Source organism: Paenibacillus vini, from assembly GCF_018403325.1.
GTDB lineage: Bacteria > Bacillota > Bacilli > Paenibacillales > Paenibacillaceae > Fontibacillus > Fontibacillus vini.
In genome coordinates this window covers 555,435-574,904 of sequence record NZ_BOSL01000001.1, presented here as the reverse complement: position 1 = coordinate 574,904, position 19,470 = coordinate 555,435, and the positions used below count along the sequence as shown (strand labels likewise).

Below are 19,470 nucleotides of genomic sequence, written 5' to 3'. Positions count from 1 at the left end.
AGGATATGTATCAGCTTTAATAAAAATGAAGAGCCGCCCCCAAGCCGCATGCTTTTGGGACAGCCCTTTTGTATTTTCATCATAACATTGCCTATCCGCACGAACCCCGCCGCTTGTTCTCAATCCGCCAAACGGTAACCTACCCCTCTTACGGTTGCAATATATATCGAGTTTACCGCGCGGTCTCCGAGTTTCTTTCGCAAGCTCTTAATGTGAACGTCAACGATATTGCTGCCGCCCAGGAACGAGGTTCCCCATACTTCCGTAAGCAGTTCTTCCCGCGATAGAACGGAGCCTTCCCGTTCCAGCAATTTTACCAGCAGTTCATATTCGGTCTTGGTCAGGCCGATCTTGGCCCCGCTGCGGTATACGGCCATTTTGTTGCGATCGATCCACAGATCCTTGAAGATTGCCGGAGAAGTCCCGGTCATCAGACGCGATGCCGGCGTCCGTTGGCCTCCGTTGCGGATAATGCGCTGGGCATGATAGTTAATCTCTCCCGGACGCGCCGGCCATACGAGAAGCTCTTGATTCATCATTCCTTGATCCAGCTTCGGAAGGAGTGTCTCATTAACCAGCAGCAGAGACGGAACATTGCCCGCATCCTGTACCAGCGATTTCACGAGAGCCGCTTCCTCCGGATCTTGAAACGGAGTCAGGTCGAAAATCAGCAGGTCCGCCGTTTGTGCGTTGCGGATTCCTTGCTCCCAATGATGGAACACCAGGACGTCGAAGCAGTCCTCGGACAAATCGCGAACCAGTTCGTGAATTCCTCCGGGAAACGGACTGACCAGAATTACCCGCTGCGTTACCGGACACATTTCCCGGCCGTCGAAATGGTCCAGGACATCCTTGCCGCTTTCCTCCGGCCGTCTGAACGGGGTTACAGTTCCAGCTTGAACGCGCCCCCGGGTCTTCACTTCTTCTGCCGACACGATGGACACACCCCCCCGAATACTACATGGGCATGATGCACGTCATACCCGGTTTCTTTGGCAACCGTACTGCTCCATTCCTCGGGCACCTGGGACATCACCTCGTCCACCCGTCCGCACACTTCACACAAAATATGCTGATGATCATCCAGCTTGGCATCGTAGCGGCTGGCCGCCTCGCCGAGCTTCAATTCGCGGATCATTTCTTTGTCCGCCAAATATCGAAGTGAATTATATACCGTTCCATATGCAAAATTGTAGCCTTGCTCAACCAGTCTGTTCATGACCTCAGCCGCAGTCGGGTGATCGTCGGCATTCCGAACGACGTCATAAACGGCTTTGCGCTGGGTCGTCAAATTTAAGGATTTCATATATTGGATCATTCCTTTAATGACTATTTTAGACTTAGTATAAGTCTTAATTCATGAATAGTCAATTTTACTTCTTCAATGTAGGCTTGCATGTTAAGGCGTTTATTTTTTCATACTAAAAAAAAGGAGGGGGTTCCGTTGCTGATCAAAAAATACCTGGTCACCCTAATATTCTTATCGCTTGGCCTTGTCTATGCGATCTTTGTGGACGTTTTGCTCGGGCAGCCCTGGTATACTTTCTGGAAGAACTTTAACTATGGCATGGTGACCTTAACCCAAAAATTAACGCTGGCGGCCTTGATCATATTCATGATCGTACCGGATCTTCACCGTAAATTCATGAGCAAAAGGAGCAGTCATGCCCAGGCCGATCATTCTTCCGATTTTAACTCAAACACAGGTTCTAATTCGGACTCCGGTCATCTTCCCGACTCTGAGCCCCGCTCCGACCCTGCCTTTTTAAGCGAAACTTATAAACAAAGCCGGCAAGAAACAGGATCAAAGGAATAACGACAAAGAATACAGGATCCACTCTGTACAGAACTTCTCCTCCCTTGGTCAGATGATCGCTGAAAGAGCGGGAAATCATCAGGGAAAATAGCAAAATGACTACAGCAACCGGATACAGCAGCTTCCTGTACGGGATCTTGAAAATATCCGACATTCCGATGACCGCCGCATAATAAAACAAGCTTATTTTGAAAAATACGCCGATAATCAGGATCATGACCACCAGAATATCGGTGCGCTGTATGAAGTCCGCAATGGAGGCTTTCCCGATCATCGTCAATAAAGGGAAGACCGACCTTTCGGTTATATCGACGCCGAGCACAGCAATCGTAGACGCTATGGCGCCCGAGAGGATCAGTCCCGATAATAGGATCGCAAGATACCCTGCCTTCACCCCCCCTTTTTTGTTGCTTAACGACGGCATGACAGTTACGAAGCAGATGACCTCCGCAAACGGAAATTGATAATTTTGACGGTACACGGACACAAATACATCCCTAACTCCTCCGCCAAGAATCGGTCGCAACCGATTGAGATTCATAATATCCGAAAAAAAGACCACCAGTACGATAAACGCCCCGATCACCATGACGACAATCAAAAATATGAATGCCGTACGAGCCAGGACCTCGACTCCTTTATGAAGCGCATAGGCTACCGTCAGAATCATCAATAAGTTGATAATCATGAGCGGGGTCTCCTTCAGCGCAGAAGCCAGAACCAGTAATCCCCCATCCATCAAATCCCGGGAAGCCTTATGCAGAAAAAACACCACATAAGCGATGCCGACCGCCGTTCCGAGGTATTTTCCGAGAAGCACTTTGCAATAAGAAGTGGGCTGCATGTCCGGAAACAGCTTATTCAGATTGGCATAAACGGCAAACAGCAAGCTTCCGGCAGCCATACCGACCAGAATAGCCAGCCAGGCATCCCTGCCGGCCAATATCCCCACGTTTACGACCAGCGCAGTCCCCATCTGAAACAGCACCATCAACGAAAAAAATTGTAAAGAGCTGATTCTTGTCTTGTCCATGGCGGCGACATCCCTCCTTCTTTATTTGCTCTTGATGTTGTACTTGTAGGAACGGTCCCTCATCTGAGTATTGCGGATTATAGATTCCACCTCACACCGGACCTCGATTGTCGGATAAATCGCTTCCCATTGACCGCTGATTCTCGACCAGACTTTGGGGTTCTGACGTTCTATCTGTTGTCCAAAATAAAATATATCGCTTTTAAGCCCCTGGGCTTTTGCTACCGCGCCCTCGAGCTTCGCAGCGATGACCTTGTTCGCCTTCTCCTCGATCTTCGCCAATACGCGCGGATCCCGTAAATCGGTCGATGTCCCCGCCTCGCGAATCGAAATCTGCGGCTTCACCCTTAATTGGATGACCGGCTTCAGCGGATTGGAAATATCCACTTTCGTTGCCGTGCTTGTTTCAAAAACATCCATTGTGATCTCTTCATGGTCTGTTTCATCCTTTACAACTACCACCGTTTTCTTCATCTTGTTCATGGCCCATACGAGGCCTTTGCACTCTTCGAGATCCATCCAGCCCACTAATTTATCGCCCTTGAATATGGCCATATCATCAATGATGACGACTCCTTGGGCATTCGTTCTCTCCAAATTGCTCTTGTCCCCCGATTTCTTGAGATCCCCCAGAATATTCAATCCGTTCATAACCGGCCCCCCTCCAGGAGCCAGCAAACCCCGGATCACATCGTCAATCTCGAGGGAAAAATTAGCCCCCAGCTCATTGGCAGCCAATTCCGTTTTCTGAACCAGTGCATAGGCGGTAATCCTCCCGAGCGGGGTAATCGCCGAGACAATATCAAGCGCTCTGGTCCCCTTTCTGGCGACATACAATTGGGTGGACAATCTGAGATCCGAATCCCGATCGAGAAAATCGACAATGCCGGAAATGCCCTCCCTGGCGACTTCCTCGGATATTACTACCATCCTGGTTTGAGCCGTTGAAATTAGGCGCGGTACTTTCAGCGATACATTTCGCATCGCTTCCACCACACTTCGCCCGGAAGCGCTATACACCGAAGTCGGGGTCCCTCCGCGGCCGATTTTTCCAGAAATCTCATCCGCAATGATAACCTGCAGCGAGACCAGAAATCCTTCCTTGGAACGGTCAATGCCAATGCCCGAAACAATCGCTCTTCTATTCAGTTCCCTGGCATCCCAGCATCCCGATGTAATGATTATTAGGAAGGCGAGCGCCAGAAATGCCGCTGTCTTCGTCCGTTTTTGTACCATAGGTTACCGTTTCTCCTTGGGTGAAATTCGAGCTTGATGCAACTCGCCTCACTGCCTGTTCCCGCCTGACCCGTCTTGCTGTCCTGGCCTTCCGAGCGGCGCAATTTCCTCGGCTTTCTCGATGTTGGTCTTGTGGTTGCCGATCTTTCGGGAACGGTTGTTTAATGTCCAGAACGGCAATCTTAGAATCGTATCCTTCTGACTCTGCATAACAAACGGGCTGAGCGGAGCCAAATAAGGCACTCCAAAAGAACGCAAGCTGTTCATGTGCGCCACGAGTGCAATGAGTCCGAGCGTAATACCGTAGAAGCCGAACATGCCTCCCAACACCATGAAACAAAACCGGATCAACCGGCCGGCAATCGATAGATTGTAAGCCGGGAGCGCAAAACTGGCAATACCCGTGAGCGCAACGACGATAACCATGACCGGCGTGATGATTCCCGCCTCCACTACTGCCTGTCCCAAAATCAGTGCACCCACGATCGAAACCGTTTGGCCGATGGCTCTTGGCATTCGGACGCCGGCCTCCCGTAGAATCTCAAAGGCGACTTCCATTAGCATCGCCTCGACAAAGGCCGGAAAAGGAACCCCCTCCCTCTGCGCCACGAAGCTGATCAGCAGGAGGGAAGGGATCATTTCGTAGTGAAAGGTAGTCAGTGCAATATACACCGAGGGCCCCAACAAAAGAATGATGAAGCTGATATAGCGGATAAGGCGCATCAAGATCGTGATGTCATAACGTTGGGCATAGTCTTCGGGAGATTGAAAAAAGTGGGCAAATACGGTAGGGAGAATCAGTACAAACGGAGTACCGTCCACCAGGAGTACGATTCTGCCCTCCAGCAGGTTTCCGGCCGCGACGTCCGGCCGTTCCGTATTGAACACTGTCGGGAAGGGTGTAAACGTCTCGTCCTGGATAAATTCCTCAATATAAGCGGACTCCAACACGGCTTCAATCTTTATGGCATGAAGACGCCGCTTCACTTCCTCCACCAGATTTTCGTCCGCCAAACTTTTGAGGTACATAATCCCCACATGGGTATGGGATACGGTTCCAATCTTCATTGTTTCAAGCCACAGGTCGGGATTTTTAATCCGGCGGCGGATAAGCGAAATATTGATGCCGATCGACTCGACAAAGCTATCCTTCGGCCCACGGACGACGAGTTGGGATGAAGGCTCGGTCACTGCGCGCCACTCCCCGCCCGGGGTGCTGATCACAAGCGCTTTTTCGCAGCCTTCCAGTAAAATAACCGTATCTCCGGATAAGACCGACAACAGCATATCCTTCCAATCCATGTGGATTGAGCAATCCCCCGAAGCGAGCGCCTCATTTAAAATCGTCTCCATCAGGCGGTCAGGGTCGGTGACAAGGTTCGGATCAGGTTTAAATTCGATCAAGGATCTCATTACTACGTTGTTTATCGTTCTTTCATCGCTGAGCCCGTTAAGAAATACAACGGCCGCGTCAGCCTGACGGGAGGCGGGCTCCCCGATTTCAAATTGCCGGATGACGATATCGGGGCTGTTCCCCGATTCTTCCCGGATGAGGTCCAGCATGCTCTTCAGATGTCCCGAAAATGCCCTTGCATCGGAAGAATTTATGTTTTTCCCGGAAACTTCAGATTTCAGCGAATCTCCGTTCTGCGCGTTCCTGTTTTGCTGGCCGGTCCGGCCGCGGGACCGATTGCGTATCATACTAAGCAGCTCCTATCCATATCGAATCCTGATCCCAGTATCTGCTTTTCATTCCTTTTTCATGCGAAGGCCCCTGACCTCGTTTCTTATCTCCTTGCAGTGGTAATAATGAGACAATAAACCAACAAGGAGGACCCTCTTATGAACAGCAGTTCGTTCACCTCTCCCGGACTTCCCCGATATCCGGAATCGCTGTGGAGAGAAACATCGTCTTTCCCTTCATTTCCCGCGCTGAAAGAGGACATTCAGGCCGATGTCCTTATCGCAGGAGCCGGAATTACCGGAATTACCTCGGCCTATTTGCTTGTAAAAGCAGGATATAAGGTGGCCGTCGTCGATGCGGGTAAAATCCTGGACGGGACGACCGGATATACCACGGCGAAAGTGACCGCCCAACACGGACTGATCTATGACCAGCTGATTTCCCATTTCGGGGAAGAAGGAGCCCGGCTGTATTTTGAAGCTAACCGGGACGCCCTCCGCTTTATCGGAGAAACCGTTCGCGAGCATGATATCGACTGCGGCTTTACTAAGGAAGACGCCTACTTGTATGCAGATTCGGATGATCAGTTACAGCAGCTTGAAAAAGAGTGGGCCGCTTATGAAAAGCTGAATCTGCCGGGAGAATGGTGCGATACGATTCCGCTTCCGATTGTAGTCAAAGGAGCGGTCAAAATGCCGGATCAGGCCCGGTTTCACCCGCTTCAATATTTGAATACGCTAGTCGACTATGTAATCAAGCATGGCGGCGATTTCTATGAAAATACGACCATGGCCGATTCCGCTGAAGAGACCGGAGACGGAAAGCTGCTGCTGAAGACGGAGTCGGGCGTGACGATTACGTGCAGGAGCGCTATTTCAGCTTCGCATTTTCCTTTCTACGATGGGGGCGGACTCTACTTCACCCGGCTTCATGCCGATCGTTCCTATGTCGTAGCGATCGAACCCGAAACTCCTTACGCCGGGGGAATGTATATCAACTGCGGCAATCCGAAGCGTTCGCTCAGAGCCGCCGAGCTGGACGGCAAAGAAGTGATTCTGGTCGGCGGGGAATCGCATAAGACCGGACAAAGCGATTGTACGATCAAGCACTACGAAGAGCTTGAGAAATTCGGCGGCATGACATTCGGCGCGAAGAGCGTTCCCTACCGCTGGTCCGCCCAAGATCTGGCGACCATCGACCAGGTTCCTTATATCGGCCCCATCACCGCCAGCCACCCGCATATTTTCGTAGCTACGGGCTTCGGCAAATGGGGCATGACCAGCGGCACATTGTCCGCCTTGCTGATTTCCGACCTGATTCAGGGCAAAGACAGCCGGTATGCCGAGCTATTCACCCCTTCCCGTTTCAAAGCTAATCCCGGAATCAAGAACCTGGTCGTACAAAATGCCAACGTTGCCAAAGAATTAGTATCCGGCAAAGTTGACATCGTCCATCGAAAAGTCGAGGATCTCATGCCGGATCAAGGCGCAGCCGTCAAGCATCTGGGCAAAAAAGCCGGCGCCTACAGAGACCCCGAGGGAAACATCTATCTGGTGGACACCACCTGTACGCATATGGGATGCGAATGCAAATGGAATCCGGCCGAACGCTCCTGGGATTGTCCTTGCCATGGCTCCAGATTCGACTATACCGGCGCCGTGATCGAAGGACCGGCTACGGAAGATCTGCCCCGGCTCAGCCCGCAGTACGGAAGCCGGGAATAGAAACTGCGTGTGGAATGAGCGGCTTCATATAGCGATTGGATTAGGGTTCATCCCCTTTTCCAATCGCTATTTTCATGTGGGAACAGCCCATTTTTAGAGGAACGCAATTCACTATGTTGCATTAATCAGTACTGTATGATACTATCTATTCAGCAATACTAATCAATATTCAGTACTAGAAATTAATAAACAGCGAAAATGAGGCGATATCATTGGATATAAGCGTCCAATTTAAGAAAGGCGCCTTGGAATTATGCGTGCTGGTGCTAATCCATGAGCGTGACCGCTATGGATATGAGCTCGCCCAATCCGTGTCCCAGCATATCGAGGTTGCGGAGGGAGCACTCTATCCCCTGCTCCGGAGACTCGTCGGCGAGGGCTACTGCACAACCTATCTGCAGGAATCCACGGAAGGCCCGCCGCGTAAATATTACAAGCTGACGCCCGAAGGTGAACATTATATGAAAAAGCTGGTTATCGAGTGGAAGCAATTTGTAAAAAGCGTATCTAATTTAATCGAGAGAGGAAGCCGCTTATGAATAAAAGTCAGTTTTTGGCGCAGCTTCATGACCATCTTTCGGTTCTGCCGCCGGAAGAACGAAGCGAACTGATGGAAGATTACGAGGCACATTTCGCCTTTGCCCTGCAAAACGGTAAAACCGAGGAAGAAATTGCGCAGGAGCTGGGAAATCCCGCCGAGCTGGCCAAAGAAGCCATCGACGGACGCTTTGCCCCCAAAGAACCCGTATACTGGTTTAATCCGGCCAATCCAGAGCCGGCCCCCATCCAGACGCCTGTCAGACAACAGCCTGTGAAACGGCGCGGCGGAGCCGTAACGACGATGGTTTATATCGGACTGTTTTTCCTGAACCTGATTCTCGTTCCTCTATTAATCTCCTTCTGGTCTGTCGGAATCGCTTTGGCCGCCTCTGCTCTGGCAGGATTACTCAGTCCGCTGGCAGTCGTGCTTGATTATTTCGCAGGTCATGGATATTTTGCTGCAAAAACCTACGCTACGGTAGCCCTGGTGGGTGTGGGCATTTTTCTCGCCATTGCCTCGCGTTATATTTTTAAAGCGCTGGTCCTGATCAGCGTATCTTATTGGAGATGGAATGTACGGGTAGCCAAAGGAGGAGCGGGACATGAATAACAAAAGGTGGTCTTTGCTGGCCATTATTTTAATCATTATCGGTTTTGCCGGGATGGCTTATCAGAGCTTTAATTTTGGGGATGAGGATCCTTATCACGAGCAAAAATGGACCTTGGAATCATTGAATTCTCTAACGGTAGAAAGCGGATATGATATCGATGTCGAGGTCATTGAAAGCACGAACGGAACCAATTATATCGAGATTCGCGGCAACATGGCCGAGGATACGATCAACAGACTGAAAAAAACAACTGTGTCCGGCCCGAATGTCAACCTCGATCTTTCGAGGTCAAATAAGTGGAGTTTTATGGTCATCAACTTCCAATCCAGCAAGCAGCATATGACCGTGGCCTTAACCGATCCGGCCATGATCGATCAAATTAACTTCAAGCTGCACTCCAATAGCGGACAATTTAAAGGCTTGAGCGCCAAAAATATTGAGCTGACGACGTCTTCGGGGAACTTGACCGCTTCTTCCATTACCTCCGAGCATTTGACGATGAAGGCGACATCCGGCAATTTGAAGGCTTCTGAGATTAAGGGAGAAACCGAGATCAGAATCGGCTCGGGCAATGTAAAAGTAGAGCAGATTCAAGGGAATCTAACCGCCCACGGAACCTCGGGCGAACTTTCTGTTGAAGACGCGGAAGGTGCGATCGATGCCAAGTTAAGCTCCGGCAATATCCGACTCAAGAATTTCACCGGGGATGGCGTGATCAAGAGCACGTCCGGCAATATTACATTGACCAACCAACGCTCCGATTCACTGGACATTTCCCTTACCTCCGGTAATATCACCTTAAGTGCAGACCCTGAATTCAAAGGAATTTATGATTTGAAGTCCTCGACCGGCAACGTCAAGGCTCCCGACTCTCCGATGCAGACCCGGGATGTGATCAAAGCCAGAACGACGTCGGGAAATATAAAGATTCAATAAGAACGAACGACCCTCTGGTCGCGTAAATAAACAAAAGGGTTAAACCGCGGCGAGATGCCGGGTTTAACCCTTTTTGCAATGAGGTTTGTTCTATATTCGTGCAGCCTGTATCAGGCGATTTCCTGTGCTGTTTCTTGCGCGATCGCTTCGCGGTAGGACTGCAGGGAATAGTAAATGACCGTATCCATCATCTGCCGGTCCGTATCAGGTACAAGCTTCATGGCATACTCCCAAGCGTTCTCTTCGATCCGCAGGGCGATTCTCTTCCGTTCCAGCTCACTGTCACAAATATCGAGGCGGTTAGATAATTCAGCCAACATCGCATCTTCCGCATGACCGAGCTCATGAGCGAAGACGATCCGGAGCAATCGCTCGCAACCGTCAACCGAGCCGAACAGTGTAAGGCACTGCTTCTTAATCTCTCCCAGATACATCGTCACCGAGTGATCCGAGAGGCTGTACTTGCCGCCTACATTGCGGCCCCCCGGGAACCGGGACTTGATATGGACGGAGACCTCGCTGCCTGACACTTCCAGCAATTCATCAAGGATTTGCTTCGCTGTTGTTCTTTCCAATTAGGCTCCCCTTACTTCATCATAGATTGACACTGCGCAGCCGCTGTGGCGAAACTGCGTTTTTGGCCTAAGAATGATTATAAAGGAAAAGAATGGGGAAATAAACAACAAACCAATCATTACCCGAAAAAATCCAGGCTCAAACATTACAATAATGTGAAATTTTTCTTTTTGTACGATTACTTGATTTTTCCATAGCCAGCACATATACTTTCAATATCTTGTTTTACGAATGGAGGTGGGTAGAAGTGGATCGCAAGTTTGCGTGGAGTCGAATTGGCCAACTGCCGATGGCAATGTTTGGCAATGTTCATGCTGAATTCCGTAACGGGATAAGTCTGTCCATTTTTCCAAATTCGATATCCATAACTAATTGCGAAATGCCGCTCCTACCCTACCTCACGGACTGAAATTGTACGTGTGAAGAAGGCTGCAGGTTTTTCCTGCAGCCTTCTTTTTGTTCTCCGAAGAGGTACGGGCGGACGGCATTGGCCGAAGGAGATAATTACGATGATGATTCAATGTGCCCATATTCAAAAATATTACGGTGCCGAACTGGTGCTAACCGATGTATCGTTCGAAATCAAAGAAGGCGAAACCGTCGGACTGATCGGGCGGAACGGAACCGGCAAAACGACGCTGATGCGCCTGCTTACGGGCAGCGAGGCTCCAGATCAGGGAGCGCTGATGATCCGCAAAGACGCGGTGATCGGCTCCCTCGCTCAAATCCCCGATTACGGCCGGGAGGAGACCGTATACCATGTGCTCCAATCCGCTTTCCGGCCGCTGCTGGAGGCCCGGGCGGAAATGACGCGCCTGGAAGTCGAGATGTCCTTGGCCGCAGCCGATGGACAGAACGATTTGGAGCCGCTCCTCCAGCAATACGGACGGCTTCAGGAAAGCTTTGAGCGCGGCGGCGGTTATGAAATCGAGGCGGGAATCGACCGGATTGCAGGCGGGATCGGTATCCCGAAGGACCAATATGACCGGCCCTTCTCTTCCCTGTCCGGCGGTGAGAAAACCAAGGTCGGCCTTGCCGTCATTCTGCTGCAAAATCCTGATATTTTGCTGCTCGACGAGCCGACCAACCATCTCGACATGGCGGCGATCGAATGGCTGGAGGGTTTCCTCCGCTCTTTTGACGGTACAGTGGTTGTCATTTCGCATGACCGTTATTTTCTCGATGCCGTAGTCGAAAAAATAGTCGATATCGAGGACGGCGAAGCGTTCACGTACCACTGCAATTACAGCAAGTACAAGGAAGAAAAAGAAACCCGGCTGCTCCAGCAATTCGCCGATTATCAGGAACAGCAGAAGAAGATCAAGAAAATGCAGGAAACGATCAAACAGCTGATCGAATGGGGCAACCGTTCCAATCCGCCGAATCCGGGATTCCACCGGCGCGCGGCCTCGATGCAGAAGGCGCTGGACCGGATGGTCAAGCTGAAGAAGCCGATCCTGGAACGCAAACGGATCGACCTCCAATTGGAGCAGGCCGATCGTTCAGGCAAAGAAGCGCTCATCCTCTCGGAGGTCAGCCAATCCGCGGGCGGGCGCAAGCTGTACGAAGGAGTCTCCCGGACGCTGAGATACGGGGAGAACGCCGCGCTGATCGGCGGCAACGGAGCCGGAAAGAGCACGCTCTTAAAGAGCATTCTCGGATTGAGTTCCCCTGATGCGGGTGATATCCGGCTCGGTTCCCGGGTGGAAACCGGATATCTGGCCCAGGAGTCCGCTCCTGCCGATGAGGAAGGGACCGTGCTGCAATACTTCCGCGATGAGCTTGGAATGGAAACGGGAGAAGCGAGGAATCAGCTCGCCCGATTTCTGTTCTACGGCAGCGACGTTTTTAAAAAGGTCCGCAGCTTGTCCGGCGGGGAATGGACCCGGCTCCGCCTGGCGATTCTGATGTATAAGAAGCCCAACCTGCTGCTGCTAGACGAGCCGACGAATCATCTCGACATCGATTCGCGCGAAGCGCTTGAAGAGGCGCTGGAGGAATACCCCGGCTCCCTCCTGGCCGTTTCGCACGACCGCTATTTCATTAACAAAATTGCCGGCCAGGTCTGGCTGCTGGATCACGGACAGCTGTCCGTGACTTGGGGCAATTTTGACGACTTCCGCGCGGAGCGGCTGAAGCGGGAAGCCGCAGCGGAGGCCGCTGGCGCGGACAGCCAGCGGCGGGTTGCGCCGCGCGGCGATGGCGGCGCGGCTACGGGCAGGGCAACCGCTGCTGCGCAAAGCGGCGGTGCCGCCCTGGCGCCGGCGGCGGGCGTTGCCGGCCCGGGGCCGGCTGCTGCGGCAGGCCCCGGCTCTGCCGCAGGCCGGGAGGCGAGCCGCCCGCCGAAGGCGCCGAATCCAGCTGCGGTGAGCAAGCTGGAGCGCGATATCGCCGCCGCCGAAGCGGAGCTGGCGGCGGTCGACGCGGCCATGCTGGAGCCGGAAGCCGCCTGCGACGCCATGCGGCTGACCGAATTGCAGGCCGGCCGGAATCAACTCCAGCAGCGGGTGGATGATCTGCTGGAGCAGTATTTTGCCTTGATCGAGTAAAGTAAAAGTCGCCTTACAGGAGACGAATTGACATGTACAACGATCAAGCGCTGCGGAGACGATCCGCAGCCGATTGCTGGAGCTGGCCGGGGAATTCTCCCCGGCCGCGCTGGCGGCCCAAAGCAATTCCGGCCTGAGGTAGACACAGGGCTTCAGCGTGCCGCGAAGTGGGTATACGATATGGAGGATCGGGAAGACCGGAAATGTTTACCAATGGGTTTCGCAACGCGGTCCATGTCGATTTCGGACAGTCGCTGGAGCAAAGATGCAGCGTGCCGTCTGAAACTTTATGAGCCTTCCAAGCGTTGAAGGATTGCATAAGCTTTTTTATGGATATAAACTGATATAATGGGTCTGAAAGGAAAATGAAAACATTCATGAAGTAAAGGAGTTGAAGAAATTTGTTCTCACCAACAGGAATGAGCCGCAGGGCCAGGGTTCTCTTGATCGGATTGATCGCCTTTACGGGCATTCTGTCCTGCATCATCGTCCTCGCGTACAACGATTATTTTCTGCTGGGAGATCCGGTGAATCCGAACAATGACGATGTAAAGTACATTCAAAGCTCGCGGCTGCTGCTGAATGAAGGAGTGCTGGCGTATAACACCAAGGAAAGGCCGTCCGCCTTCATTATGCCGGGGATGCCGTTTATGTTAGCCGGCTTCATGGCGATATTCGGTCAAGACCAAGGGGGCGTCATCGCTTTCCGGATTTTTCAATGCCTAGAACAGGCCTTATCCGTTTATCTGATCTTCTGGATCGGCAGACGCCTGTTCAACACACGGGTCGGTCTGATCGCCTCCATCATTAGTGCGTTGTATTTACCCGATTATTTCTCTTCGGGCGTCATCTTGTCGGAAACAACCTTCCGGACGCTGCTGCTGCTTCTGGTATGCGTCACTATTCTCGCGCTGGAACGTAACCGGACGAGCCTGTACATACTGATCGGCGTTCTAACGGCTGCCGCCGCCTATTTCAAACCGCATGCGTCGCTATATCCCGCCGTATTTCTGGTGCTTTGGTGGAGGGACAAGCTCCCTTGGCGGCTCGCGCTTAAGTACATGTTTCTGATCGTTATCGTCTATGCGGCTTTGCTGACGCCTTGGTGGATTCGCAACTGGGTCACTTTCCACGAGTTCATTCTGTTTACCAACTCGGGAGGCAGCCCGTTCCTGCTCGGAACCCGGATACACGGGCAGCTGCCGCCGGCCGGATTCTTCGAGGCCCATCCGCAGTACGATCCGGAGACCTTGTTCAAGGGCTCGGACAGCACGGCGATTCAAAAAGGATTGGACGTCATCTCTTACGGTTTTAAACATGAGCCGCTGAAATACTTATATTGGTTCACTTTGGGGAGATGGGTGGAGCTGTACTTCCATCCCTTTTATTCGCGTCCGATCTGGCCGATCACCCGCCCTGTGATGAACGTCCTGCAAATTGCGCTGATGCTGGTGAATATGGCAGGGATCGTCTGGGCGCTGGTTAAATGCTCTTTCTCCCGCCTGCTGCCCCTGTGGTTGGCGATCGCCTATTTCACGGTCATTTACCTTCCGTTTGTCGCGTTCAACCGATACGGTTACCCTAACATGGCGCTGTTGATCCTGTTCGGTTCTTATCTGATCGAGCGTCTGCTGGCCAGATACTCCGGTTCGGACCGACTTGAAGCAAGGAGGTCGTCATCCCTATGAAAACGCTGATTATTATTCCTGCATATAATGAAGAAGGCAGCATTGCGGGCGTCATCCGGGACATTCGCCGTCATACGCCCGAGGCCGACATTATCGTCGTCAATGACGGGTCGACCGACCGGACGGAGCAGATTGCGGAAGCCGACGGGGCCAAGGTGCTGACGCTTCCTTACAACGTCGGGATCGGAGGAGGCATGCAGACGGGATATCTGTATGCCCAGCGCATGGGATACGATATCGCGGTGCAGATGGATGCCGACGGGCAGCATCCCGCTGAGGAGCTCCCCAAGCTGATCGCTAAGGCAAAAGACTATGACCTGGTCATCGGTTCGAGATACGTGGAGACGACCTCCTATCGCTCCTCCCGTCTCCGCCGGATCGGCATGGTGTTCTTCTCGGGCCTGGTCTCGCTGGTAACCGGTCAGCGTTTTACCGATACGACCAGCGGCTTCCGGGCTGCGGGCCGTAAAGTGATCGAGTTGTATGCCGACTATTATCCGATGGACTATCCCGAAGTGGAGTCGATCGTTTATTTGAAACGCAAAGGATGCCGGATTACCGAGGTAGCGACGGAAATGCATGACCGCCAAGCCGGCAAATCCTCAATTACCCCGTGGAAATCGGTCTATTATATGATTAAAGTAACGTTAGCCGTATTGATGAGTGCGATCCGTTACGACAGAACGGCGGTGTCCAAGCCATGATGATCTATGTATTATCCGTCGTGCTGGCCTTCCTGTTTCTGCTTCTGGTGCTGGAATTGGTCCGCCGGCAAAAGCTCAAGGAACAGTATTCTTTGCTGTGGATTCTGTTCAGTGCGGTTCTGTTCATCGTTTCGTTTAACGTATCTTTCATCGAATGGATTGCAGCGAGGCTCGGAGTTAAATATGCGCCTGCCATCCTGTTTTTGTTTGGACTATTATTTTGCTTCGCATTCATTCTTCACCTGACGATCGTCGTTACGAGGCTCACGGCCCAAGTGCTGCGGCTGACCCAGGAATTGACGATTCTGAAGGAACGGGAGGCTCTCCATGGACAAAACGATTAGTTATCTCCTATTATTAGGCAACATAGTATTACTGGTCACAGGCCAGATGTTATTTAAAATCGGGCTGGGACGTTCGGGCGGACTGCACTGGGGTAAACTTGTTACCTCACCGGCCGTCATCGGCGGCGTTGCGCTGTACGGTATCGCCACTTTGCTCTGGTTTGCGGTCCTCACGCGAATGCCGCTCAGCGTTGCTTACCCGATGCAAGCATTCGCTTACGTGCTGGCGATGATCCCCGCTTATTTCATGTTCAACGAAACGATCACGCCTACCAAGCTGGCCGGAGTCGCGGTGATTCTTTTCGGGGTGTATTTGCTGGCGAAGTCATGAGGAACAAGCGGGCATAAGAGCCCTAATTTGCTTGTAAACCATACATTAATTGCTGGTCAGACAACTAACTGGAAAACCTACAGTTATTTTTAAACAAAAGACGATTCCTGCACAATTAGCTGTAAAATCTGCAGTTAAACTTGGAGTAAAAACGCTGAATCAACCAATACGGTTGAAATAAATGCAGGTTATCCATCTATTTTGCGATAAGAGTGTATTCTCTTTAAATTAACTGTAGGTTTTCCTCTTTAATCAGCTAGGCTGAGTACTATTGTGCCGATTTACGTATACCGCACGTACTCACACTTGCTTCGATTACAAAACAACCGCCTGGACATAATAGTCCAGGCGGTTTCTTTTACTTGATATGATCAACTCTCAATAGAGACCAGCTGTTTGACGGCTTGATCCGTCTCTTCGATTCTGCGGACCATCGGTTCATTCTGGGCGGTCAGCGTATCTACGGTAGCCAGCAATTCCTGCAGCGTTGCCGAAGATTGCTCGATTACCGCCACAAAGTCGTTGACGGAATGTTCAATTTCTCCAGACGTTTTCTTCACGGAACCCGCTACCTCCGAAATTTCAGTCGCACCGACCGTCAGCTCGCCAACGCTTTTGTCGATCGAATCAAACGCCCGCTTCGTCTGATCAACAAGCTCCAGGCTCTGCTTCATGCTTGCCGCATTCTCCTCCAGCCGGATATGGGACACATCGGCTTGACGGGTAACATGTCCGACATTTTCGGTAATCTGTTTCGCCGATTCATTCGTAAGATCGGCCAGCTTGCGAATCTCGTTGGCAACGACCTCGAATCCCCGCCCTTGCTCTCCTGCCCGAGCCGCTTCAATACTGGCGTTCAACGACAAAAGGCTTGTCTGGCTGGCAATTTCCTGAATCGAAGACGTCAGTTCGGCAATTTGATGAATGTTGGTGATCAATGCGCCGATTTCCGATTTCATTTCATTCATATTATCGTGGAACTGATCGATCGTTGTGGTCAACTGCGTGATTACTTCCGAACCATCCGCGGAAGCCTTCTTTGTCTCCATGACGGTCTCTACCAAATGAGTCATGGAGTCCATCATATGACCGATCTTCAGGTTGGAGGAATAAATCAGATTGGATATTCCGCCAATGGTTTCCGTCTGAACGGCCGACCCCGTTGCCATTTCCTGAAAGGCGGTGTTCATTTCCCGGAATGCCTGCTGGCTATCCTGGCTGTTGACCCGAATCTCTGTAATGCTCTGGGAGATCGTTCGCGTGGCTTCAGCGGTAACCTTTTCACGATCCAGTTCTTTCGCGAGCATCTCCGTTGTGCTTTGGCTCAATTCGCCTACATGATTCAGCATCTTTCTGCTTAACCCCGACTGGGCGAGCAAAACCGCAGCCGAGACGATATAGTAGAACAAATATAATGAAAACTCTATGCCGGAATTGGGAACGTCTGACGGAGCCATAAAATAAGTAACAAGGAGAAGTACCAAACCGGAGCCGAATGCGGACCATACGACAATAGGTACGTTGTACATCAAGCCGATACTAAGTACGAAGAAGGCCGATAACCCTCCAGTTGCGCTGCCCCCGTTTTGCAAAATGGGAACCACGGATATAGCAAACATCCCCAGAACCGAGATTAATGAAATCCAACGTTCAAACTTTTTAGTCAGATGCCCAAACCATACTACCGCTACCAATATGACGCAAGGAATCATAATCGACGCGAACGCCGTACCCCCCGCACGTAATCCGAGCAGCATAAATATCGTTAATCCGACCGTAAAGGTAACCATCCAACCATCCAACAGATCATTTGATTTCTCTTGCGTAAATCCTGATAAATAAACTGAGTTTGATTATCCTGCTCCACCATACCCATTTCCTCCTGCCAGCATTATATGTGTGATAATAAAATGAATATCGGCAGGACATGTCGAATCGTGTAGAGTGTTATCGAAAAATGTTGGCAAATATCCTGATATTAGAAAATTAACTTATAAAGTTCCCGACTTAGTCATACCAACGAACCTCATATTCGCAATGCTCATCCCCGCAGACATTACATTTCGTCTCACGGACGCTAACTTTTCGGTTCATAATCCGTCCCAGCGCCCCCTCAATAATCGCTCCCTCCAGGTCGCACACCTTCTTCTCCTCCAGAACGGGAAGTCCCTTGCAAAAACAATCGTCCACTACGATTTTGATCAAGCGTTCCTCCCGGTGAGTTACGCGGGGCAATCCGATCTTTAGCTCGGCAAACAGATCCAACAATTCCTCTTCCGTGGACACCGGCAGGCTTTCACCGATTTTCCGGCCGATGGAGGCCGTCGTCCCTTTACCTTCCAGCGGCAATCCCTCACGCATTCCGATCAGCCGGATCGCCCGGAACAGTTCCAGCGGTACCTCTTTGCCAAGCCGGGTACGATCCACCTGTTTTAAATCGTCAAAATTAAATCCTTTCATCGTTGTCTCCTCCTGTCCTGTATAAAGCCTCTTATCTCCATAGCCGCTTCTCTACTACCAATTTGCACTATCTTCGGATTTCCGGCCTTGATTTAAGTCAAGTTTTGTCCCTTTTATTTGTGACTAAAATCACGAGAACGACTTCCACCTGTTGGTAACTTAAAAATAAAGATATTTGTCGAGGTGATAACGAATGGCTTGTTTATTACACTCAAACGGAGCAGGACAACTTCCCTCCTGCCTCTCCCGCGTTCCGGTATTCAGTCAGCTTCGTCCCGAGGAATTCGAGCTTCTTCACTCTGTGATGAGATCCGGCCATTATGGCAAAGGGGAGAACATTTTTAAAGAAGGAGACCGCTCGGATTCGCTCTTTGTTCTCAGCCGGGGGGTCATCAAATTGACCAAGCTTGAAGACAACGGAAAAGAACACATTATCCGGTTATTGTTCCCGGGCGACTTCTTTGGCCAATTTTCGCTGCTTCAGGAAAAACCTCATTATGCCAGCGCGGATGCGGCAGACGAGGCCGACATCTGCCGCATTTACCGCGCCGATTTCCTGGAGGTGCTGCGCCGCAGCCCGGATACGGCCGCCCGGTTCATGAGCGCGCTCAGCGGACAGCTTGAAGAGGCCGACAGTTGGGCCGCCGTTCTTACGCTGCTTGAAGCCGACCGCAGGCTGGCTAAAATGTTGCTGTACTTCCGCAACAAGTCGGTGCCGTTCTCCAACGAATTCAACCTGCCTGTCAGCAAGAAGGAGCTTGCGGGGGTGATCGGAGCTACCCCGGAAACCATCAGCCGTAAGCTGGGCCAACTGTCAAAGGGCGGCATTGCGGTGGTCCGCGGAAGAAAGATACGCATTTTGGATGAGGCCAAGCTGAGGAGTCTGGCGGGGGAAGCTTAGGAGCAGCAAACCCGGATTCTATAGTAAAAAAAGAGGCCGTCCCAAAAGCAGATCATTCATGACTTTTGGAACAGCCCCTTATTTTTTTGGAGGTACACATTTGGTTGGAATAAATCCAATGATATTGCCTACCGGGAGATATCAATTAGACTTCATTGGAAATAATCCAATGAAATTCTTAGATTACGGTGTAATTGATCCAACTGTAGTGTTTTTATTGGAAAAATTCCAACCACATTCTAATCGAAAGGAATTCAAGCAGCTCTCATTGGAAATAATCCAACGAGCAAGAGTTAGATGGTCTGTCCGCTCGTTTTTCTCGTTCCCAATGCTGGGT

Annotated in this window: 19 protein-coding genes; 11 read left to right on the top strand and 8 right to left on the bottom strand. The window is 51.2% G+C overall.

Annotation, left to right across the window (positions count from 1 at the left end; all coding sequences use genetic code 11):
* Positions 1 to 119 precede the first annotated feature (119 nt).
* The 5 genes from KJS57_RS02590 to KJS57_RS02570 all read right to left on the bottom strand — a co-directional run bounded on the left by KJS57_RS02590 (position 120) and on the right by KJS57_RS02570 (position 5,786).
* Positions 120 to 935 carry a winged helix-turn-helix domain-containing protein gene (locus KJS57_RS02590; protein WP_244861351.1) on the bottom strand — a complete coding sequence of 272 codons (816 nt, stop codon included), beginning with the start codon at positions 933 to 935 and terminating at the stop codon, positions 120 to 122.
* Positions 917 to 1,306 carry a Fur family transcriptional regulator gene (locus tag KJS57_RS02585; RefSeq protein ID WP_211022718.1) on the bottom strand — a complete coding sequence of 130 codons (390 nt, stop codon included), beginning with the start codon at positions 1,304 to 1,306 and terminating at the stop codon, positions 917 to 919. The genes KJS57_RS02590 and KJS57_RS02585 overlap by 19 nt, the downstream gene beginning before the upstream one ends.
* Positions 1,307 to 1,709: 403 nt before the next feature.
* Positions 1,710 to 2,849 (bottom strand): GerAB/ArcD/ProY family transporter, encoded by a 1,140-nt coding sequence (locus tag KJS57_RS02580; RefSeq protein ID WP_213653652.1) that lies wholly within the window; start codon positions 2,847 to 2,849, stop codon positions 1,710 to 1,712.
* A 21-nt stretch (positions 2,850 to 2,870) separates the two neighbouring features.
* Positions 2,871 to 4,085 (bottom strand): Ger(x)C family spore germination protein, encoded by a 1,215-nt coding sequence (locus KJS57_RS02575; RefSeq protein ID WP_211022720.1) that lies wholly within the window; start codon positions 4,083 to 4,085, stop codon positions 2,871 to 2,873.
* A gap of 48 nt (positions 4,086 to 4,133) precedes the next feature.
* Positions 4,134 to 5,786 carry a spore germination protein gene (locus KJS57_RS02570; protein ID WP_213653651.1) on the bottom strand — a complete coding sequence of 551 codons (1,653 nt, stop codon included), beginning with the start codon at positions 5,784 to 5,786 and terminating at the stop codon, positions 4,134 to 4,136.
* Between the two features lie 141 nt (positions 5,787 to 5,927).
* On the opposite strand from KJS57_RS02570, the gene KJS57_RS02565 reads away from it, so the two are divergent.
* From KJS57_RS02565 to KJS57_RS02550, 4 genes are all read left to right on the top strand, one after another.
* Complete coding sequence (locus tag KJS57_RS02565; RefSeq protein ID WP_211022722.1) at positions 5,928 to 7,493, top strand: FAD-dependent oxidoreductase; 1,566 nt, start codon at positions 5,928 to 5,930, stop codon at positions 7,491 to 7,493.
* A gap of 212 nt (positions 7,494 to 7,705) precedes the next feature.
* The gene (locus KJS57_RS02560; protein WP_211022723.1) at positions 7,706 to 8,032 is read left to right on the top strand and encodes a PadR family transcriptional regulator; all 327 of its coding nucleotides are present in this window, start codon (positions 7,706 to 7,708) and stop codon (positions 8,030 to 8,032) included.
* Complete coding sequence (locus KJS57_RS02555) at positions 8,029 to 8,643, top strand: HAAS signaling domain-containing protein (protein ID WP_211022724.1); 615 nt, start codon at positions 8,029 to 8,031, stop codon at positions 8,641 to 8,643. Before KJS57_RS02560 ends, KJS57_RS02555 begins: the two co-directional genes overlap by 4 nt.
* Positions 8,636 to 9,580, top strand: a complete 945-nt coding sequence (locus tag KJS57_RS02550; RefSeq protein WP_213653650.1) for a DUF4097 family beta strand repeat-containing protein — start codon at positions 8,636 to 8,638, stop codon at positions 9,578 to 9,580. The genes KJS57_RS02555 and KJS57_RS02550 overlap by 8 nt, the downstream gene beginning before the upstream one ends.
* A 110-nt stretch (positions 9,581 to 9,690) precedes the next feature.
* Here the strand turns inward: KJS57_RS02550 and KJS57_RS02545 are convergent, their stop codons facing one another.
* Complete coding sequence (locus tag KJS57_RS02545) at positions 9,691 to 10,155, bottom strand: hypothetical protein (RefSeq protein ID WP_213653649.1); 465 nt, start codon at positions 10,153 to 10,155, stop codon at positions 9,691 to 9,693.
* A 510-nt stretch (positions 10,156 to 10,665) separates the two neighbouring features.
* Here KJS57_RS02545 and abc-f point away from each other — a divergent pair.
* From abc-f to KJS57_RS02515, 6 genes are all read left to right on the top strand, one after another.
* Complete coding sequence (abc-f, locus tag KJS57_RS02540; RefSeq protein ID WP_213653648.1) at positions 10,666 to 12,705, top strand: ribosomal protection-like ABC-F family protein; 2,040 nt, start codon at positions 10,666 to 10,668, stop codon at positions 12,703 to 12,705.
* Positions 12,706 to 12,732: 27 nt separating this feature from the next.
* Positions 12,733 to 13,014 carry a hypothetical protein gene (locus tag KJS57_RS02535; protein ID WP_213653647.1) on the top strand — a complete coding sequence of 94 codons (282 nt, stop codon included), beginning with the start codon at positions 12,733 to 12,735 and terminating at the stop codon, positions 13,012 to 13,014.
* A 92-nt stretch (positions 13,015 to 13,106) separates the two neighbouring features.
* Positions 13,107 to 14,393: an ArnT family glycosyltransferase gene (locus KJS57_RS02530; protein ID WP_244861350.1), complete on the top strand. Its 1,287-nt coding sequence runs from the start codon at positions 13,107 to 13,109 to the stop codon at positions 14,391 to 14,393.
* Positions 14,390 to 15,097 carry a glycosyltransferase family 2 protein gene (locus tag KJS57_RS02525; RefSeq protein ID WP_213653646.1) on the top strand — a complete coding sequence of 236 codons (708 nt, stop codon included), beginning with the start codon at positions 14,390 to 14,392 and terminating at the stop codon, positions 15,095 to 15,097. Before KJS57_RS02530 ends, KJS57_RS02525 begins: the two co-directional genes overlap by 4 nt.
* Complete coding sequence (locus KJS57_RS02520) at positions 15,094 to 15,441, top strand: DUF2304 domain-containing protein (RefSeq protein WP_211022730.1); 348 nt, start codon at positions 15,094 to 15,096, stop codon at positions 15,439 to 15,441. The genes KJS57_RS02525 and KJS57_RS02520 overlap by 4 nt, the downstream gene beginning before the upstream one ends.
* Positions 15,425 to 15,772, top strand: coding sequence for an EamA family transporter (locus KJS57_RS02515; protein WP_211022731.1), 348 nt, complete (start codon positions 15,425 to 15,427; stop codon positions 15,770 to 15,772). Before KJS57_RS02520 ends, KJS57_RS02515 begins: the two co-directional genes overlap by 17 nt.
* 371 nt (positions 15,773 to 16,143) lie before the next feature.
* Here the strand turns inward: KJS57_RS02515 and KJS57_RS02510 are convergent, their stop codons facing one another.
* Both KJS57_RS02510 and KJS57_RS02505 read right to left on the bottom strand, forming a co-directional pair.
* Entirely contained in the window at positions 16,144 to 17,562 is a 1,419-nt protein-coding gene (locus KJS57_RS02510) for a methyl-accepting chemotaxis protein (protein ID WP_213653645.1), read from the bottom strand.
* Positions 17,563 to 17,779: 217 nt separating this feature from the next.
* Positions 17,780 to 18,232: a V4R domain-containing protein gene (locus tag KJS57_RS02505; protein ID WP_211022733.1), complete on the bottom strand. Its 453-nt coding sequence runs from the start codon at positions 18,230 to 18,232 to the stop codon at positions 17,780 to 17,782.
* Between the two features lie 193 nt (positions 18,233 to 18,425).
* Between KJS57_RS02505 and KJS57_RS02500 the strand changes: the two genes are divergently transcribed.
* Positions 18,426 to 19,133, top strand: a complete 708-nt coding sequence (locus KJS57_RS02500) for a Crp/Fnr family transcriptional regulator (protein WP_213653644.1) — start codon at positions 18,426 to 18,428, stop codon at positions 19,131 to 19,133.
* The last annotated feature ends 337 nt before the right edge of the window (positions 19,134 to 19,470 follow it).

Bases quoted from the DNA above. Each gene is read 5' to 3' on its own strand.
- KJS57_RS02585 (WP_211022718.1), bottom strand. From the start codon at position 1,306: ATGAAATCCTTAAATTTGACGACCCAGCGCAAAGCCGTTTATGACGTC.
- KJS57_RS02580 (WP_213653652.1), bottom strand. From the start codon at position 2,849: ATGGACAAGACAAGAATCAGCTCTTTACAATTTTTTTCGTTGATGGTG.
- KJS57_RS02575 (WP_211022720.1), bottom strand. From the start codon at position 4,085: ATGGTACAAAAACGGACGAAGACAGCGGCATTTCTGGCGCTCGCCTTC.
- KJS57_RS02570 (WP_213653651.1), bottom strand. From the start codon at position 5,786: ATGATACGCAATCGGTCCCGCGGCCGGACCGGCCAGCAAAACAGGAAC.
- KJS57_RS02565 (WP_211022722.1), top strand. From the start codon at position 5,928: ATGAACAGCAGTTCGTTCACCTCTCCCGGACTTCCCCGATATCCGGAA.
- KJS57_RS02555 (WP_211022724.1), top strand. From the start codon at position 8,029: ATGAATAAAAGTCAGTTTTTGGCGCAGCTTCATGACCATCTTTCGGTT.
- KJS57_RS02550 (WP_213653650.1), top strand. From the start codon at position 8,636: ATGAATAACAAAAGGTGGTCTTTGCTGGCCATTATTTTAATCATTATC.
- abc-f (WP_213653648.1), top strand. From the start codon at position 10,666: ATGATGATTCAATGTGCCCATATTCAAAAATATTACGGTGCCGAACTG.
- KJS57_RS02525 (WP_213653646.1), top strand. From the start codon at position 14,390: ATGAAAACGCTGATTATTATTCCTGCATATAATGAAGAAGGCAGCATT.
- KJS57_RS02520 (WP_211022730.1), top strand. From the start codon at position 15,094: ATGATGATCTATGTATTATCCGTCGTGCTGGCCTTCCTGTTTCTGCTT.
- KJS57_RS02515 (WP_211022731.1), top strand. From the start codon at position 15,425: ATGGACAAAACGATTAGTTATCTCCTATTATTAGGCAACATAGTATTA.
- KJS57_RS02510 (WP_213653645.1), bottom strand. From the start codon at position 17,562: ATGGTTACCTTTACGGTCGGATTAACGATATTTATGCTGCTCGGATTA.
- KJS57_RS02505 (WP_211022733.1), bottom strand. From the start codon at position 18,232: ATGAAAGGATTTAATTTTGACGATTTAAAACAGGTGGATCGTACCCGG.
- KJS57_RS02500 (WP_213653644.1), top strand. From the start codon at position 18,426: ATGGCTTGTTTATTACACTCAAACGGAGCAGGACAACTTCCCTCCTGC.